The sequence below is a fragment of the Spirosoma humi genome, from assembly GCF_054776575.1.
Window position 1 is genome coordinate 90806 of the sequence record NZ_BAAHBR010000002.1, and the last position, 16627, is coordinate 107432.

General features: G+C 46.3%; 14 protein-coding genes. 6 read left to right on the top strand and 8 right to left on the bottom strand.

What is annotated here, in order from left to right:
* The first annotated feature begins 93 nt into the window (after positions 1-93).
* Positions 94-1449, top strand: a complete 1356-nt coding sequence (locus tag ACYU8Y_RS02190; RefSeq protein WP_460933737.1) for a vanadium-dependent haloperoxidase — start codon at positions 94-96, stop codon at positions 1447-1449.
* A gap of 192 nt (positions 1450-1641) precedes the next feature.
* Here the strand turns inward: ACYU8Y_RS02190 and ACYU8Y_RS02195 are convergent, their stop codons facing one another.
* From ACYU8Y_RS02195 to ACYU8Y_RS02205, 3 genes are all read right to left on the bottom strand, one after another.
* Positions 1642-2334, bottom strand: a complete 693-nt coding sequence (locus tag ACYU8Y_RS02195) for a TetR/AcrR family transcriptional regulator (RefSeq protein ID WP_460933739.1) — start codon at positions 2332-2334, stop codon at positions 1642-1644.
* Between the two features lie 424 nt (positions 2335-2758).
* The gene (locus ACYU8Y_RS02200; protein WP_460933741.1) at positions 2759-3106 is read right to left on the bottom strand and encodes a DoxX family protein; all 348 of its coding nucleotides are present in this window, start codon (positions 3104-3106) and stop codon (positions 2759-2761) included.
* Between the two features lie 85 nt (positions 3107-3191).
* A complete protein-coding gene (locus tag ACYU8Y_RS02205; RefSeq protein ID WP_460933743.1) occupies positions 3192-4367 on the bottom strand; it encodes a glutathionylspermidine synthase family protein in 1176 nt (391 codons plus the stop codon).
* A 131-nt stretch (positions 4368-4498) separates the two neighbouring features.
* On the opposite strand from ACYU8Y_RS02205, the gene ACYU8Y_RS02210 reads away from it, so the two are divergent.
* The 3 genes from ACYU8Y_RS02210 (at position 4499) to ACYU8Y_RS02220 (ending at position 7149) form a co-directional block, all read left to right on the top strand.
* Positions 4499-5497 (top strand): nucleoside hydrolase, encoded by a 999-nt coding sequence (locus tag ACYU8Y_RS02210; RefSeq protein WP_460933745.1) that lies wholly within the window; start codon positions 4499-4501, stop codon positions 5495-5497.
* Positions 5498-5572: 75 nt separating this feature from the next.
* Complete coding sequence (locus ACYU8Y_RS02215; protein ID WP_460933747.1) at positions 5573-6031, top strand: regulatory protein RecX; 459 nt, start codon at positions 5573-5575, stop codon at positions 6029-6031.
* Positions 6032-6084: 53 nt separating this feature from the next.
* Entirely contained in the window at positions 6085-7149 is a 1065-nt protein-coding gene (locus ACYU8Y_RS02220; RefSeq protein WP_460933749.1) for a glycosyltransferase family 4 protein, read from the top strand.
* 23 nt (positions 7150-7172) lie between these two features.
* On the opposite strand, the gene ACYU8Y_RS02225 is transcribed toward ACYU8Y_RS02220, so the two are convergent.
* A complete protein-coding gene (locus tag ACYU8Y_RS02225) occupies positions 7173-7970 on the bottom strand; it encodes an FkbM family methyltransferase (protein WP_460933751.1) in 798 nt (265 codons plus the stop codon).
* Between the two features lie 278 nt (positions 7971-8248).
* Here ACYU8Y_RS02225 and ACYU8Y_RS02230 point away from each other — a divergent pair, with 278 nt between their 5' ends.
* Complete coding sequence (locus tag ACYU8Y_RS02230; RefSeq protein WP_460933753.1) at positions 8249-9421, top strand: glycosyltransferase family 87 protein; 1173 nt, start codon at positions 8249-8251, stop codon at positions 9419-9421.
* Between the two features lie 210 nt (positions 9422-9631).
* On the opposite strand, the gene ACYU8Y_RS02235 is transcribed toward ACYU8Y_RS02230, so the two are convergent.
* The 4 genes from ACYU8Y_RS02235 to ACYU8Y_RS02250 form a co-directional block, all read right to left on the bottom strand.
* Positions 9632-10681 (bottom strand): ribonucleotide-diphosphate reductase subunit beta, encoded by a 1050-nt coding sequence (locus ACYU8Y_RS02235; RefSeq protein WP_460933755.1) that lies wholly within the window; start codon positions 10679-10681, stop codon positions 9632-9634.
* A gap of 746 nt (positions 10682-11427) precedes the next feature.
* Positions 11428-11718, bottom strand: a complete 291-nt coding sequence (locus ACYU8Y_RS02240; protein ID WP_460933757.1) for an HNH endonuclease — start codon at positions 11716-11718, stop codon at positions 11428-11430.
* A gap of 237 nt (positions 11719-11955) precedes the next feature.
* Complete coding sequence (locus ACYU8Y_RS02245; protein WP_460933759.1) at positions 11956-12612, bottom strand: DUF3427 domain-containing protein; 657 nt, start codon at positions 12610-12612, stop codon at positions 11956-11958.
* Between the two features lie 319 nt (positions 12613-12931).
* Positions 12932-13552 (bottom strand): Uma2 family endonuclease, encoded by a 621-nt coding sequence (locus ACYU8Y_RS02250; protein ID WP_460933761.1) that lies wholly within the window; start codon positions 13550-13552, stop codon positions 12932-12934.
* Positions 13553-13664: 112 nt separating this feature from the next.
* On the opposite strand from ACYU8Y_RS02250, the gene uvrA reads away from it, so the two are divergent.
* Positions 13665-16571, top strand: a complete 2907-nt coding sequence (gene uvrA / locus ACYU8Y_RS02255; RefSeq protein WP_460933763.1) for an excinuclease ABC subunit UvrA — start codon at positions 13665-13667, stop codon at positions 16569-16571.
* Positions 16572-16627: the final 56 nt, after the last annotated feature.

Consider the following 16627-nt stretch of genomic DNA (forward strand, 5'->3'; position numbering starts at 1 on the left):
CAATCTTTATTTGGTCTGGTATTTTCCACTAATTTTGTAAAAATGAATCAATTACGGTGTGATTGATTTCCACGTAAACTTGTCACCTGCACTATGAATAATACGCTTCGCTTTGGCTATCTGCTGGCTTTTCTGCTGGTTGGATTAACCGGTTGCCAGAAGCCCGCATCTCCCGCTGAATACAATGCAAAGGCTGCTAACCCCGAATATTATAATTCGGCTTTGAACAAATTAACGGAAGTTATTATCCACGACATTTTTTCGCCACCCGTTGCCAGCCGAATTTATTCGTATGCAAACTTAGCTGGCTACGAAGCGCTCGTTCCTTTCGATCCCCAATACGAGTCGCTGGGCGGTAAATTAAAGCGATTTCAGAGTGGACCGAAGCCAGAAACCGGAAAAGAGTACTGCTTCCCGTTGGCCAGTACCCGCGCGTTTATGACCGTTGCACGGGCGCTGACGTTCTCGGTTGATTTCTACGACGAATTCGAAAAGCCATTTTATGAGCAGTACAAAAAAGACGGTGTTCCTGAAGAAGTGTATGACCGCTCCATGGCCTATGGCGAAGCCGTAGCGAAGCATATTCTGGACTACGCGGCCAAGGATAATTACAAACAAACCCGAGGATTCAAACACACCGTTACGAATGAAGAAGGCTCGTGGGTCCCTACGCCACCGGCTTACATGGACGCGGCTGAGCCTCAATGGAATAAGCTTCGTTGCTGGGCTATGGATACCTGCAATCAGTTTATGCCGCCACGGCCCTTTCCCTATAGCCTGGCCAAGGGTAGCCCTTACGAAAAAGAGCTGGATGAAGTTTATCAGATTGGTAAAAACCTCGACAAACAAAAGCAGGATATTGCCTATTTCTGGGACGATAATGCCTTTGTTATGAATGTGGCGGGGCACGTCATGTATGCCAGCAAAAAAATGACACCGGGTGGTCACTGGCTGGCAATTGCTCAGACGATTGCCCGTAAGCAAAAGCTCACGATGATGCAAACCGTCGAAGCCTACGCACTTACGTCGTTTGCTTTAAGTGACGGGTTTATATCCTGCTGGGATGAGAAGTACCGCAGCAAAACGGTTCGGCCCGAAACGGTCATCAATAAATCGTTTGATCCAAAATGGACACCTTTTCTGCAAACCCCCCCCTTTCCCGAATACCCTAGTGGGCACAGTGTTATTTCTACCGCGGCCGCTACGGTTCTAACCAATCTGATAGGTGATAATATCGCCTTTACCGATTCTACAGAATTTGCCTATGGGCATGGCGTTCGGTCCTTCACCTCTATCCGAAATGCCGCCGACGAAGCGTCAATCAGCCGGTTATACGGCGGCATTCATTACCGATCAGCCCTTATGAACGGACAGGTCGAGGGTGAAAAGGTAGGGAAGTGGGTCGTCGAAAAAATTCGTACCCGCAAAACGGGCGTAGCGCAACGATAGAACCGTCGTTGCCACATACTATATTGACGGGTCGGGAAAGAAGGTCTGGCTTGTTACAAATCCCGTTATTCACCTGAACGAACAGCCACGCTATACTTGAAAATGATGCTGATAAAATAAAATAGGCAGTTTACAAATAGAGTACCTCAACAAGTTAGGAGATGGTAATCTGTTGTAAACTGCTTATCTTTCTTACCATTGCGCAACGGGCATATGGGTAGACTGAAGTTCCAGCTGGACATCTTTTGCACTAACAGCCAGTTTATTCAGAGAGATGTAAATGGTTTTTATCGCACTCTCGATCCGCTGCCAGCCTTCTTCACTTCGCAGATCAATACCAATCATTGTACGATCGTTTTGGGCCATTATGGTCAGGTACGTCATGGCACCAAGGATAACGGCTGAGATAGCCTGCGTGTCAGCTCCTTTTACAAATGAAAGTTGACTAACGAGCCTGGTTAATTCTTCATCCTGAGCTTTGGCTGTTGTTTCGGCAATTGAATCGTTCTCAATGACACTTGCCTTGAGCACTTCGCGGGCTGCCTTGAACGTGCGGAAATATCTATAGGTCTGAATAACCTGACGATACCAGATCCTGGCTACATCAGAGTCGTGAAGCGGGCGAATTTGGTCCAGGATGGCTGGCGTAAAGACCGGAAATAGTTTTCCCATTTTCACATAGTACTCCAATAAGCCTTCCATTCCCCCAAAATATCGGTAGATCAGAACCTTGCTGACATTCGCCTTCTCTGCAATGCGATTAACACCTACCCCTTCCAATCCCCTCTCCGAGATCACTTCTTCCAAGGCTTCAACTATACGTTGTGTAGTCTTTGTCCGATTACGTCTTACTTTCTCGTCTGTCTCCATACTAATCGTATTCATAGAAATTAAGTATATGTCACCCCCTTGGACTAAGTCTACCTGCCAAAGTCACTTTAGTAAACTTTTATTTACTGAATTATCAATGATGGTTTATCTATATAGAACTTATCTAGAATCATCATTATAAGTAGTAGTTAAAAAATAATCTCAATTATTTGTATTTATGATATTTTTAATTATATTATTTAATTATAGTTGCAGTAATTAGTCTGCATTTTAACGGAAATTGGCTAATTAAGGTAACTAGCGGGTATACTAGTCAATTTTTACTTGATGTGGGAAAAAGTGAGAATTATAGCCTAAAAAGTACGTGTAGGCCATGCTCATCGCCTAGGTATACTAGACAAATTGAGCGCATTGGTAACGTTAACCATACCTTCGGAATACCAATAGAACCGGTTTGCCCAAAGCGAATAAACAGGGTTCATGTATACTGATAAGCCCACCAGATCAAAAGGCCCTGTAAGGGCAGCCGCCCCCAACGAAGCCAGGCAGGAAGCTTGTTGAAGCGACTTGCCATGGCCATGTAGATATTAGCGGGAAACACGGCAATTAGCAGGAATATGAGTCCCCAGGCCGATAGTGTTCGGGTAGCCGGAAAGAGGAGCCCGATACCCAGAACGATTTCGGCAATGCCACTCAAGACAACCATCAGATTGTGAGCGGGAATATAGGGCGGCATAATAGCCAGATAAGTCTTGGGGCTAATGAAGTGGTTTGCACCAGCAGCAATATAGACAATCGCCTGAAGATAAAGGCCTAGGTTAGCCATAGAAATGGTGAGGGGTTTGGTACAAGTAGGCTACTTAGTTAAACGAATCCGTTTATTAGGTACCACCATCGCTTTTCCTTCATCTTTACTCAATAATATGCCCCACAAAGCCGGCTGTATTGTCCAGAATCAGACCACCCCGCCGAAAGCCCAATCCGCAGGCTTCGCCCGCGTAGAAGACACCCGCCTGGTAAGCGTTACCGGCCTGGTCCTTCGGAAACTCAACGTATTCCTGGTAGATTTTCGGATAGTCGCCGTAGTCGCCTTCTGTAGTCTGGCGCTCGCTGCCATCGGTGTTCAGGATGCGCGTATTGGCCCCTTCCCGTCCAAACAAGACTTTTTCAACGCAGGGCTTGCCAACCAGCGGTTTGGTGTCTGTTTCGAGCAAAAGGGGGTGATTGGGGTATAACTCCCACAAAATTTTCAGAATATATTTCGATTGGAAGAGGAGCGTGTAGGCTGGATTTAGCACGACGGCGAGCCGCTTACGGACAATTTCGGTCAGGATTTGAAGTAATTCGGGTTCTTCTTCGGCGATCGACTCCCAGGGTACGAGTTTGAACCAAAAATCCAGTTTTTCGAATTCTCCGTTTTTAGGATTCTGCCAGAAAATGCCTTCTTCCGCCGAAAAGTCGACATTATCGACAAAGTCGAGCTCTATGTCGAAGCCTGCTTCACGAGCGGCTTCGCCCAGTAAAGCCACATTGGCATCATCCTCGGGAACGTCCCGAATGGCCGAAAGGAGGAGTGTAGGTTGTAAGTCCGGATTTACCGCCAGCAATTCTTCAAACTGGCCAGTCAATGTCTCGAACAGTGAGTTGAACTGCTGACTTTCATCAAGACCGTTTGCCCGCAAATGCGCATGTTGCACAACGGCCGTTTCGGGCAGGCAAGTGGCTGTATCGGCGTTAAATTCAATAAGTTTGATGTTGGCATTGCTCCCAACGCCCCCGGCCAGATCGAAACGGCCGTACAGATGAATGTGTCGGTCATCATTCCATGTCAGGGTAATCAGCTCAACAAGGTTGGCAGGAATACCCAGCTCCGCAAAACGATTTTCGTCGATCACATGCTGCCCGGCAGCAATGAACATCTCGAACAATTCGTTGGCGGCTTCATAATAGGCATCGGCTTCGGCCGGTGTTACGGTAACAACTTCATTAGTCAAGTAAGGAGCTGTATCCTGACCAAGCATCCAATCCCAACCTAGGTTTCGCAACTGGGCATCGGGTTGTGTCGTTAGTTTCTTTAGCAAAATCATCGTCATCAATAAATTAGAGTAGGTGGATTACGATTACTGAAAAAACAAACCGTAATTCGTGTTGGAACGGCCAGGATCACTGCCGTGCCCTGCGATCGTTCCTAATCGTTCTGTAAATCTCGCTTAACCAAATGATTCGAACGTATTTATTTTTAGTTGGCGTGTTACTCTGCCTGACAGTCGGTGGAGTAAATGGACAGCCGGCCACCAAAAGTCAACCGGTTTCTGTTATTTTCGATACCGATATGGGGCCCGATTACGACGACGTAGGGGCTATAACCATGCTACACGCCTTCGCTGATGTAGGCCAGGCCAGGATTCTGGCCACTATAGCCAGCACCAATTATTCGAACGTTGCGCCGGTACTGAGCGTATTGAATACATACTTCAATCGGCCAGATGTGCCCATCGGTGTGCCAAAGGGAAAGGCTATCAGTGACAGAGACACGCAGCATTGGTCTGATACACTGGTGGCCCGCTATCCACACGCCGTTAAGTCAAACGAGGCTACGCCCGATGCTGTGGCTTTATATCGCCAGATTCTGGCCAAACAGCCTGACCATAGTGTTACCGTCATTACGGTTGGCTTTCTGACAAATCTGGCTGATCTGCTCAACTCCCCAGCCGATCAGTATTCCAATTTGTCGGGCAAAGCGTTGGCTGCCCAAAAGATCAAACAAGTGGTTAGCATGGCGGGTAAATTTCCGGCGGGTCGGGAGTATAACGTATTCAGAGATAGTACATCCTCAAGAATTGTATTTTCCAACTGGCCGACACCGATCCTGATGAGTGGATTTGAAATTGGCGAGCAGATTCATTCGGGCTTGCCACTTACGCAAAACGCTCGTATTCAGCATAGCCCCGTGAAAGATGTATTCCGGATTTCGTTGCCCAAAGCGGCTGAAGATAAAAACGGGCGGATGAGCTGGGATCAGACCGCCGTTTTGGTTGGCGTGAACGGGTATGAGCCTTATTACACTGTTAAGTCGGGCCGATTGACCATGAATCCGGATGGGTCAAATGGATGGGACAGTTCGGGAAAAGGGCATCAGTATCTGGTCGTTAAAATGCCCGTTTCTCAAGTGGAGAAACTGATCAACACCCTCATGCAGCATCAACCCCGGAAGTAGCTTCCAGCTCATAAATACTTCCGGCTATTTGGGTTAGACCGAGTGATTTTGGGCTCGTTTGTGTTTTCTTGTTATATGACAGATTTAATAAAGGACGCGCTTCGCAAAGCGGCTATGTTTTGCGCCTACCAGGAACGCACTCAGCAGGAGGTTCGGGAGCGGCTCAAAGAATGGGGCGTTTCGGGCGATGATGCCGAGGAGGTCATTGCCGAATTAATCCAGCAGAATTACCTGAACGAAGAGCGGTTCGCCAAATCGTTTGCGGGTGGTAAATTTCGGGTAAAAGGCTGGGGACGGCGCAAGATCAAGCAACAATTGCAGCAGCGTGGTATTTCGGGGTATAACCTCGATCAGGCCATGAAAGAAATTGCGCCGGACGACTACCGCGAAACACTGGCCGATCTGTTGACTAAAAAACGGCAAAGCCTGCGCGATGACAATCCACTCGTTGTGAAACAGAAGCTCGTTCGTTATGCGCTCAGCAAAGGGTACGAATCGGAGTTGATATTTACCGTATTGAACGGCGAGGAGTAGAGCCTGCCCGACCGTAAGATTTTTAATTTTTGATTCATTCATTTGCTCACCTAATGCCTCGACTATTTCTGGAAACTGAACGGATGGCCAACCTGACCAGTGGTCTCGGACAGCTTTGTTTACATTTGGGCCGCGAACTGGTACGCCAGAAACCACCCGGCTGGGAACTGACGTTTTTGGTTACCCGTGATCAGGTGGGTATTTTTGGGCCGTCGGTTACGTACCGAATCGCCAGTCGCTGGAATCGGATATGGCGTTTCTGGAAATTCGACATCTGGCATTGCCTGTATCAGGATACATACATTTATCCGATTCGGTCAACCCGGTTTATGTATACGATTCTGGACCTTAATTATCTGGCGCTTACCCAGTACTCGGTCCAGCGCAAAGAGCGCCGTAAGAAACGGTATCAGGCACGGATCAATCAGGCACAAGCCATAACGACAATTTCAGCTTACGTAGCGCAGGATGTTCGCCGGCAGTTGGTAGTTCCTGATCAAACTCCCGTGAACGTTATTTACTGTGGAGTCGATATTCCGGAACAGGTTCCTGTGACGCCACCGGCCGTTGAGCCGGGTGGTCCGTTCCTGTTTTTTATCGGCATGCTGCAATCCTACAAAAATGTGCACACCATGCTGCCCATCCTGGCGGCTAATCCCGATTACTGGCTAGTGCTGGCTGGTCCCGACAAGCCGGACTATAGCCAGACAATCCGTGAGCAGGCACAGCAACTGGGCGTGTCGAATCGACTATTGATGCCGGGGCCCATCAGTGAATCGACAAAATGGTGGTTTTATACCCACTGTGATGCATTTTTATTTCCTTCCCTTTTGGAGGGTTTCGGTATTCCTGTCGTTGAAGCGATGGCTTTCGGGAAGCCTGTCTTTAGTTCTACCCTGACAAGTTTGCCGGAGGTAGGCGGTTCTGAAGCGTTCTATTTCCCGTCATTCGATGCTGAAACAGTGGTCGAAACCTTTGGGAAAGGTATGGAAATGTATCGAAATGATGCCGCAATGCCGGACCGTCTGCGGGTGCAAAGTCAGAAATTCCGGTGGGAAATTGCTGCCACCGAATACTGGAAACTCTATCAGGATCTTATGCGAATACCCAACCCCTGACTACGCCCGACGGGGTGACAATCTTACTGGCGCGTGGCTTCCAGTGCGTAACAAAACGAGTTGATAGGCGAGCGGGTAGTGGTGTAGCCCAGCGACTGAATGTAGCGGTCAAAGGCATCGATATTGTTCAGGTGCTCGTCCAGGTTGTGTACTTCGATTGCCATCTTTTTCGCCCGCCTGATTAGCTCAGGACTGGTGTTGTAGATAATATCGTATTCGCTTCCTTCGCAGTCCATTTTCAGTAAATCGATGGCAGCCAGATTATTTTTCTCAATGATGTCGGTAAGGGTTATACAGGGCACCATGATTTTTTGGCCATTGTTTGCATGAAAGGCGGAAAAGACAGAAGCCACAACCTGACTCTTGTCTTCGGCTTCAATGAAGAGTTCCAGTTGGTCGATGGGCGTTCCCGTTACGGCCATTGAAAAAAGGTATATACTCTGCGCAAGTCGGGGGTTCTGTTGCAGCGTACGCTGCAGGGTTTTTACATTAGCCGGTACGGGTTCATAGGCGTAAATAGTTGCCTTCTCAATTTTGGACAACAACTGAATGTCGAAAAAACCGACATTGGCACCAATATCAATTACGACTGGCGCCTTGGGTAAGGTGCTAACCAGGTCGTCCATCTCATAGACATCTACCATGAATATCTCTTTGAATATCAGGTAAAGACTTGGAGGCACCTCAAAACGAATGGGAAACGGTTTCGTAGTGAAAAACAAGTCCTGTTTATGGCGGGCTACTTTATGGAGTAGGTATTCGCCAGGATTTGCAATATGTTTCCACAGCCTGAAATACCGGCTAATTCCCTCTACTGCCATGCGTTGGTCCGTGTAATGAACTACAAAGTAAAAAATATTAACTGAAGCTATCCTACAATAAACTGTAATTCAAGGAAGAAAGCCCGCCGAACGGTTTATGTCTGCTTAATGAACCGGGGGCATTTCTGAGTAAACTACTAGTACACATAATACAACGGTAAAGTCGCGGGTCACCTTCATACGTTGATTTTGCCAATAGGGTAGCAACGTTTCCTTCAGAAGAGTGAGTTAGTAAGTTTATCAAACCTGTTTAAATTTACAGGACATATTGACTACCTATGCGTTTTCAACGATTACTGGACTATTTTACCTTACCCCGTTTAATACGGCTCTACATTGGCCTTTTTTGTCTGGTTGCCGTCCATCAATACTTGTTGTTGCATCAATACAATAACTACCTGATGTTTGCCCGGCCATTTCACAACCTGCTATTAGATAAAAGTATATACGGTTTACACCCGAATTTATACGAAGATAATTACAAGTACAGTCCCACGTTTGCCTGGCTTATGGGCCCATTTTACTACCTGCCTGATTGGCTGGGAACAATCTTGTGGAACCTGCTGAATACCGTTGTCTTACTGGCTGGCGTTTGGTTCTATTTGTCCGATGAAAAAGAACCCGCTGTTCAACGGCGGGTTGCTCTCCTTATTATTATACTTGAAGCGCTCATCACGGCCCAAAATCTTCAAAGCAACAACCTTATTGTCGGCTCCATGTTGCTCGGGTTGTATTTCCTGCGAAACGAGCGCGTCTGGCAAGCCGCTTTTTTCTTCGTTTTATGCGGTTTTATTAAGTTTTACGGGATGGCAGCGGCAGGTTTCTTTTTATTCTATCCCAGAAAACCGCAGTTTATTTTAGCCATGATTTGTTGGATAGTTCTGTTCGGTATTGCTCCGTTAACCCTTATTCCGCTCAACCATTTATTGGCTGAATACCAGGAGTGGTTTCATGTTGTTGTCGTCAGTAAACTAGGCTTACAAGTTTCAGTAATGGGTATAGCCCAGGCCTGGTTCGGCATGGCCAAGACAGACGAAAACTACCGGATTATCGAATCGATTGGCGCAACACTTTTCCTCTTGCCCTTCCTTCGATTTAGCCTTTGGCATAACAAATTATTTCAACGGCGTATGATCGCCTACTTTTTCCTGTTTATTATCGTCTTCAATAAAATGGCGGAATCGCCTACGTATGTATTAGCGGTAACTGGCGTTGCTCTTTGGTGGGTGACCCTTACAACACCTACACAACTTGACAAAATACTCTTGGCGCTGGTCATCGTGTTCACCTCGCTTTCGCCAACGGATCTGTTTCCGCAAGTTGTTCAGAAACAAGTCTTTCAGCCATATAATGTCAAAGCACTCGCTTGTCTGTTGGTATGGGGAAGAGTTCAGTATCAGATATGGACTCAGCCTGCCGGAAAAGAGCAGTCGGTAGTACCGGCCATATAGTTCTTACTACAATTGGTAATCCGCGAAGGTGTCTATTTTCTCAGCCACGTAGTGGTTTATCTCGGTACGTTCACTAATTAGTTTATTAAAGTCTGTATCGTTCGGCACAAAACTGTGCGGAGCCGTGTACGAACTGTGGTCAAAAGAAAGAAAAGTCCCAATCTGGAGTAATTTCAGATTGGGACTTTTCTTTCTTTTGTTTACCAATTTTTAAAAATCAGCGTCGAACGTGATGCCTTTTGGCTCTTCGACAACGGCGATAGGCACTGGATTTTCAACGCCCTGTGGCTGCGAAGCAGCTGCTTTCATGGCTTTGAACTTGGACATAACCTCGCCCCGCTGGTACTCACCAACCCGCTTTTCGAAGAAGTTTGTTTTTCCCTGCAACGAAATCATATCCATGAAGTCGAATGGATTAGATACGTTGTACAGTTTCCGTAGTCCAAGAGTCGTGAGCAGATGATCAGCCACGAAAGCAATGTACTGCTTCATCAACTCGGCGTTCATGCCAATAAGCGATACGGGAAGGGCATCGGCCACAAATTCCTGCTCAATTTCGACCGCGTTACGGATGATGTCGTAGATCTGCGATTCGGGCAGTTTATTGGCGATGTGATCTGTGTAGAGCATACAGGCAAAGTCACGGTGCAGGCCCTCATCGCGTGAGATAAGCTCGTTCGAAAAGGTCAGGCCGGGCATCATGCCTCGTTTCTTTAGCCAGTATATGGAGCAGAACGAGCCTGAGAAGAAAATGCCTTCGACAACGGCGAAAGCAATGAGCCGCTCGGCAAACGAACCATTGTCGATCCAGCGCAATGCCCATTCCGCTTTTTTCTGCACACACGGAATCGTGTCGATGGCATTCAGAAGCCGGTCTTTTTCGGACGCGTCTTTAATGTAGGTGTCAATTAGCAACGAATATGTCTCTGAGTGGATATTTTCCATCATAATCTGGAATCCATAGAAACATTTGGCTTCGGCATACTGCACTTCCGACAGAAAGTTGACCGCCAGGTTTTCGTTGACGATCCCGTCTGAAGCGGCAAAAAAGGCCAGAACGTGCGAGATAAAATGGCGTTCACCATCGTTCAGGCTGTTCCAGTCCTTCATATCCTGGCCAAGGTCAATTTCTTCGGCTGTCCAGAACGAGGCTTCGTGGGTTTTGTAGTATTCCCAAATATCCCAGTGTTTAATCGGAAACAGCACAAAACGGCCTTTGTCTTCTTCTAAGATCGGTTCGATCACATCATTCTGTACCATAGCAATTGGAATGCGGTTTATGTGGAGATAACCAGCCAGATAGACTGATTAAAGCGATAACTGATGAGTAAGTTCAAGCTAACAAAATTACGATTTCTGCCCACTCCTGCAAGCTAATTTGGTAGGGTAATCGACATGAGATAAATAGTGGAGAGGGACAAAGGACACGTAATCAGTAGACTATACCAGAGGGTAGTAAGGAAGTTCTTGAAATAGTTCAGTATTTGAGATAGAAACCGACTTAACGTTAAGGGTGGGTTAAATTGGCCTGAATCCCCGGGGAATCAGTAAGGCAATTTGCCTTCTACTAACTGCTTGTCATCGCAATCAGTGTCTTTGGCCTTACTTTAAACTCTCTTAGAAGGGGATGATGTTTAACATACAGAACTCTGAGCCGTATGTCCTTGGGCTACTGCTTTCTAAATTATGCCAAACGACATTGTGAGACTAAAAAGAATAGTCATGTAATGTTCGTCACGATAACCAATTTTTAAGACTTGATTTCCGATGTAGTACTTGCCGTCTTCACACAAATTAGCCCTGACAGGTGTAACATTGTGGTCAAGTGAATAGGCGTTTAGATCGGTACGTTCTGCGATGTAACGAGTTACAAGGACAAAGCCTTTCTTAACTCGATAACCGTATAAGCATGGCGGTCTGACCAGCGAGGCAATGTTGCCCTTTGCCAACTTTTGGCTCTATAGTTTTGTATTCAGGGTAAGCAAGATTCGTTAAGGTGCCGTAAGTCATTTGTTGAAACGATTTAAACGATACTCGAGAAATTCCTTTCTCGGTTGATATGTCTTAGGAAGTTGAATCGATTTGTGTTCAAAATGACCGAAGAATCGCTGAAAAATATCTTTCGAGACGTCTTCTTTTAATCGTCTCGAAATTAACACTTTATAATCTGTGTCAATGCAAATCAATCCAGTTTCGTAAGCGCGGTCATACAAATGTGACAAGCAAATACCATTTTCTGGATTTAATCTTTCTTCTTTATTGACAGCCCAAGGGATAATATGTCCAGCTATTAACAACTCAGGTTGGTTTAAGCCCGAAATAGCACATCGATTCGCATACGTTTTTAAAATTATTTTTCGAAAAACGTTTTGATTAACTCTTGTTTTGATAGATCTGATTTTGTAGTCCCCTTTTAAATCAGAAACTAGAAAATCAGTATTAGTATAAATTTCTTCTAGTGTTTTTTGTTGATAACTAGCTACTATTTGTTCACTTTCGCAAATTATATCTTCTTTATTAGACGTAAATACATTCTATATTGACTGTATTTGTTCTGCACCTTCTTCTAAGCCAATCATGCCATGCTGCTTATTGTAGGGATCAACAAAAGCAAAATTGTTTAATCTCATTGCAACAGAGCTATCGCTTTTCCCAAGTAAGCTCGCTAATATTTTAATTTCTTTATTATTTGGGTCAAATTTTTCCGGTGGTAATTTTAAATATAAATTAAAAACAGCTAGTAGCTGATTTCTAGTCCAAAGATCGGATACTGTTTTGTGAGTTGTATCAGCGTAGTACTCATTCAGGTGAAATATGAATTTACTTGGATGCTGAGACTCTAATTCTATGCTAACTATCTCAATCTTACCAAAGTATATAAAATCAGTATGATGAATCGCTCTGAAGAATAGATGAATTTCTTCGCCATTAGACCACGCATTCACCATTCGACTTTCTGCAAAGTGATCATTTGGTACTTCCCAATGTAAATATTCATCTAATAGTTTATCGGCGTATTTAGCCAAAGAGCCTTGTTTTTCAGCGGTGACAAACAAAATAATTTTTGAGTCTCCCTTGGGAGTTACTACACCACGAGCGAGGGCTTGAAAGGCGGCATAGCCCCACGCTTCTGCTAAAAATTTACGAGAGTAGTCTTTGCCTATTATTATTAAATCGAAAGAAACAAGCATTTAAAGAGGAAGCCGATAATCGTACATTTATGATCAAATATATTTATTGTATCTCATTAATGGTAGATATAAGTTTACTTTCATTTCCGGCCTCCCAGCGTTTGTTTCCGTTGATTTTTTCATGCCACCAATCTGTACGAGTCTTAGGGACAATGAAGTAGAGGCAACTTTCATGGCTATGAAGAAAGCAGCCAGGTACGAAAATAACGGTTTTGTATTTTGGGTGTGCGTTTGAGAATTGGGGGCGTTTCGCCCCCAATAATTTGGCCGTTGTCATACGTCCTATAAATAGGGATTAGCATAACTACGTTGCTTTCGATTAAACGATAGTTATTCCCTTCTTTGCCAGGTACGCGCCAATATTAAACACATGGCCGTCCATGATTTCTACGTCTTTATCCCAGTTTACCGTTTCAATCCGTTCGGGTGTAGCAACGATAATGACCTGCGCGTCGGTCAGCACCCAAATGAGTTTATGAACCCCAAAATCAAAGAGTTTACGCGTTTTTTTGTAAATATAACCCGACTCGGTCATGTCGGTTACATCGGCCTCAATATCAATTTCAAGAGCAATCCGGGGCGGTACATCTGCATACTTTTTTGAGATTTTGGCGGGCGTTAGTACGGTCTGGTCATAAATGGCAATATCATTAGCCAGATTATTGCGGTGGTCGATATGGACTCCTGGTTCGCCGGTCAATACAAAATAGACATCATCATCTAAAAATGAGAAAATAACCTTCATAAGATGCGATACAATGACTAACTGCAAGGTGCTGGCCCCCATAATTTCTTCGATTGTTTTTTTCCCTGACAATACGTCCCGATAGCCTTTCCGATAGATAGGCTTGCCGTCCATGATTTCGTAAATCAGGCTTTCAGGAATTTTGCCTTTAGGGCGGGGAGCCGGTCGGCGGGGAGTATCGTAGGCAACGGCCATAACAAATTCAGGACAGTATAGCCAAAGATAGGAAAATCGTAGCACATGGTTCGTGTAAAAACCAGTCGTCTGCCGGGAAACTACCCCCGGCCGTTTTACGTTGTTGTTTAGAATGAGCCAACCGAACGTGACAGAAGAAAAAGCGACCGAGCGTCAGGCCGGTCTGACTGATATAGAGCTAACGGGATACGACCAGATTGAAGTGCTGGGTGCCCGCGAACACAACCTCAAAAACATTGACGTCGTTATTCCCCGCAACAAGCTGGTTGTCGTAACGGGCATCAGCGGAAGTGGTAAGTCGTCACTCGCTTTTGATACGATTTATGCCGAAGGCCAGCGCCGATACATGGAAAGCTTCTCGGCCTACGCCCGCTCGTTTATCGGCGATATGGAACGGCCCGATGTCGATAAAATCAACGGCCTCAGCCCGGTGATTTCCATTGAGCAGAAAACAACGTCCAAGAACCCACGATCAACGGTGGGAACAACGACCGAGATTTACGACTTTCTGCGTTTGCTCTACGCCCGGGCCGGCGAAGCGTTTTCGTATGTAACGGGTCGCAAAATGGAGCGCCAGTCGCAGGATCAGATTATCGACATCATTCTGGGGCAATACGCCGGTCAGAAAATAACCCTCCTGGCACCGATTATCAGAAGCCGGAAAGGGCATTACCGCGAATTATTCGTGCAGATTGCCAAGACGGGCTACACGAAAGTTCGGGTGGATGGTGTGGTGCAGGACATTGTGCCAAAGATGCAACTGGACCGCTACAAGATCCACGATATCGAAATTGTTATTGACCGACTCGTGCCAAAAGTAGAAGACAGGTACCGGCTCAGCCAGTCGATTCAAACGTCGATGAAACAGGGGAAAGGCGCTATGCAGATGCTGGATGGAAATGGCCAGTTGGTTTATTTCTCGCAGAACCTAATGGATCCGGAATCCGGTATTAGCTATGATGAGCCATCGCCGAACTCGTTTTCGTTTAACTCGCCCTACGGGGCTTGTCCGGTCTGTAACGGATTAGGCGTCGTTGAGGAAATCACGGAAGAATCGGTTATTCCTGACAAATCGCTGAGCATTAGCCGTGGTGCTATTGCGCCACTGGGCGAGTATCGGGAGTTGTGGATATTCAAAGAGATTGAAGCAATTCTGAAAAAATACAAACTTAACCTGACCACGCCGGTCGTTAAGTTTCCGGAAGAACTGCTGCATGCACTCATGCACGGTACGGAAGAAGAAGCCACGGTGCCTTCGAAAAAGTACGTTGGTGAAGATTATTACAGCTTTAAGTTTGAAGGAATCGTTAATTTTCTGAAACGACAGCAGGAAAATAGCACCGACAAAATTCAGGAATGGCTTAAAGATTTTATGGTCATCAAGCCCTGTCCCGAATGTGCGGGAGCCCGGCTCAAAAAGGAATCGCTGTATTTCAAAATTGACCAGAAAAACATCTCTGAGCTGGCTCGCATGGACATTTCCGAACTGACGGAATGGTTTAACGGGTTGGAGGATCGATTGACAGATCGCCAGAAAATCATTGGCAAGGAAATTCTGAAAGAGATTCGGAAACGCATCGGTTTTCTGCTCGATATTGGCCTCGACTACCTGACTCTCGATCGTCCGTTACGTACCTTGTCGGGTGGCGAAGCGCAGCGTATTCGCCTAGCTACGCAAATCGGTACCCAGTTGGTGGGCGTTCTCTACATCATGGATGAACCGAGTATCGGTCTACACCAGCGGGACAACGTCAAACTGATTGATTCGCTGAAAAATCTGCGCGATTTAGGCAACACGGTTCTGGTCGTTGAACACGATAAAGACATGATGCTCGAATCAGACTTCATACTCGACATCGGCCCCGGTGCCGGGCGGCATGGAGGGCAGGTGGTTAATCAGGGAACACCCGATGAATTTCTGAAAAACCAGTATGTCGGCAATGCGGGTAGCAGCACAACTGCTGACTACCTGAGTGGTCGTCGGGCTATTGAGGTACCAGCCGAACGGCGAAAAGGTAACGGTAAGTTTTTGATCATCAAGAACGCCAGTGGGAACAACCTAAAAAACGTAACCCTCAAACTACCCCTGGGCCGAATGGTGACCATTACGGGTGTATCGGGAAGCGGCAAATCATCGCTCATTCACGAAACACTATTTCCGGTTTTGAACCGCCATTTCTACCGGTCGAAACGGGAGCCATTACCCTTCAAATCGGTGGACGGACTGGAGCATTTGGACAAAGTAATCGAGGTCGACCAGTCGCCCATTGGCCGGACACCCCGCTCCAATCCAGCTACATACACAGGTATGTTCTCCGAGATCAGGACCTTATTCGCTGAGCTACCGGAAGCCAAAATTCGGGGTTACAAACCGGGACGGTTCTCGTTTAACGTGAAGGGTGGCCGTTGCGAAGATTGCGAAGGCGCGGGGATGAAAAAGATTGAGATGGAGTTTCTGCCCGATGTTCATGTCATGTGCGAAACCTGCAAGGGCAAGCGCTTCAATCGGGAAACGCTCGAAGTTCGTTTCAAAGGGAAATCCATTGCCGATGTGCTCGATATGACGGTTGAACAGTCGCTTGATTTTTTCGCCAGTCAGCCTAAAATTCTTCGTAAGGTGAGTACACTGAACGACGTGGGCCTTGGATACATTACGCTCGGCCAACACGCTACAACCTTATCGGGTGGGGAGGCTCAGCGCGTGAAGCTTGCCGAAGAGTTGTCCAAGAAAGATACGGGTAAGACGCTGTACATTCTGGATGAACCGACTACGGGGCTTCACTTCCAGGACATCGCGCACCTGCTCGACGTGCTGAATAAACTCGCTGACAAGGGAAATACGGTCTTAATCATCGAGCACAATCTGGACGTTATCAAGGTATCGGATCATCTCATCGACCTTGGTCCCGAGGGGGGCAACAAAGGCGGTTTCATCATTGCCGAAGGCACACCCGAAAAAGTCGCTGAGGTGAAGGGAAGTTATACCGGCAAGTTTTTGAAGATGGAGTTGGAGGGGTAAGAAGCCGCAAAATCCAGTATCTTCGCTGGTACGAAAACAACCTGCGAAAATTGATT

Bases quoted from the DNA above. Each gene is read 5' to 3' on its own strand.
- ACYU8Y_RS02190 (WP_460933737.1), top strand. From the start codon at position 94: ATGAATAATACGCTTCGCTTTGGCTATCTGCTGGCTTTTCTGCTGGTT.
- ACYU8Y_RS02195 (WP_460933739.1), bottom strand. From the start codon at position 2,334: ATGAATACGATTAGTATGGAGACAGACGAGAAAGTAAGACGTAATCGG.
- ACYU8Y_RS02200 (WP_460933741.1), bottom strand. From the start codon at position 3,106: ATGGCTAACCTAGGCCTTTATCTTCAGGCGATTGTCTATATTGCTGCT.
- ACYU8Y_RS02205 (WP_460933743.1), bottom strand. From the start codon at position 4,367: ATGATTTTGCTAAAGAAACTAACGACACAACCCGATGCCCAGTTGCGA.
- ACYU8Y_RS02210 (WP_460933745.1), top strand. From the start codon at position 4,499: ATGATTCGAACGTATTTATTTTTAGTTGGCGTGTTACTCTGCCTGACA.
- ACYU8Y_RS02215 (WP_460933747.1), top strand. From the start codon at position 5,573: ATGACAGATTTAATAAAGGACGCGCTTCGCAAAGCGGCTATGTTTTGC.
- ACYU8Y_RS02220 (WP_460933749.1), top strand. From the start codon at position 6,085: ATGCCTCGACTATTTCTGGAAACTGAACGGATGGCCAACCTGACCAGT.
- ACYU8Y_RS02225 (WP_460933751.1), bottom strand. From the start codon at position 7,970: ATGGCAGTAGAGGGAATTAGCCGGTATTTCAGGCTGTGGAAACATATT.
- ACYU8Y_RS02230 (WP_460933753.1), top strand. From the start codon at position 8,249: ATGCGTTTTCAACGATTACTGGACTATTTTACCTTACCCCGTTTAATA.
- ACYU8Y_RS02235 (WP_460933755.1), bottom strand. From the start codon at position 10,681: ATGGTACAGAATGATGTGATCGAACCGATCTTAGAAGAAGACAAAGGC.
- ACYU8Y_RS02245 (WP_460933759.1), bottom strand. From the start codon at position 12,612: ATGCTTGTTTCTTTCGATTTAATAATAATAGGCAAAGACTACTCTCGT.
- ACYU8Y_RS02250 (WP_460933761.1), bottom strand. From the start codon at position 13,552: ATGGCCGTTGCCTACGATACTCCCCGCCGACCGGCTCCCCGCCCTAAA.
- uvrA (WP_460933763.1), top strand. From the start codon at position 13,665: ATGAGCCAACCGAACGTGACAGAAGAAAAAGCGACCGAGCGTCAGGCC.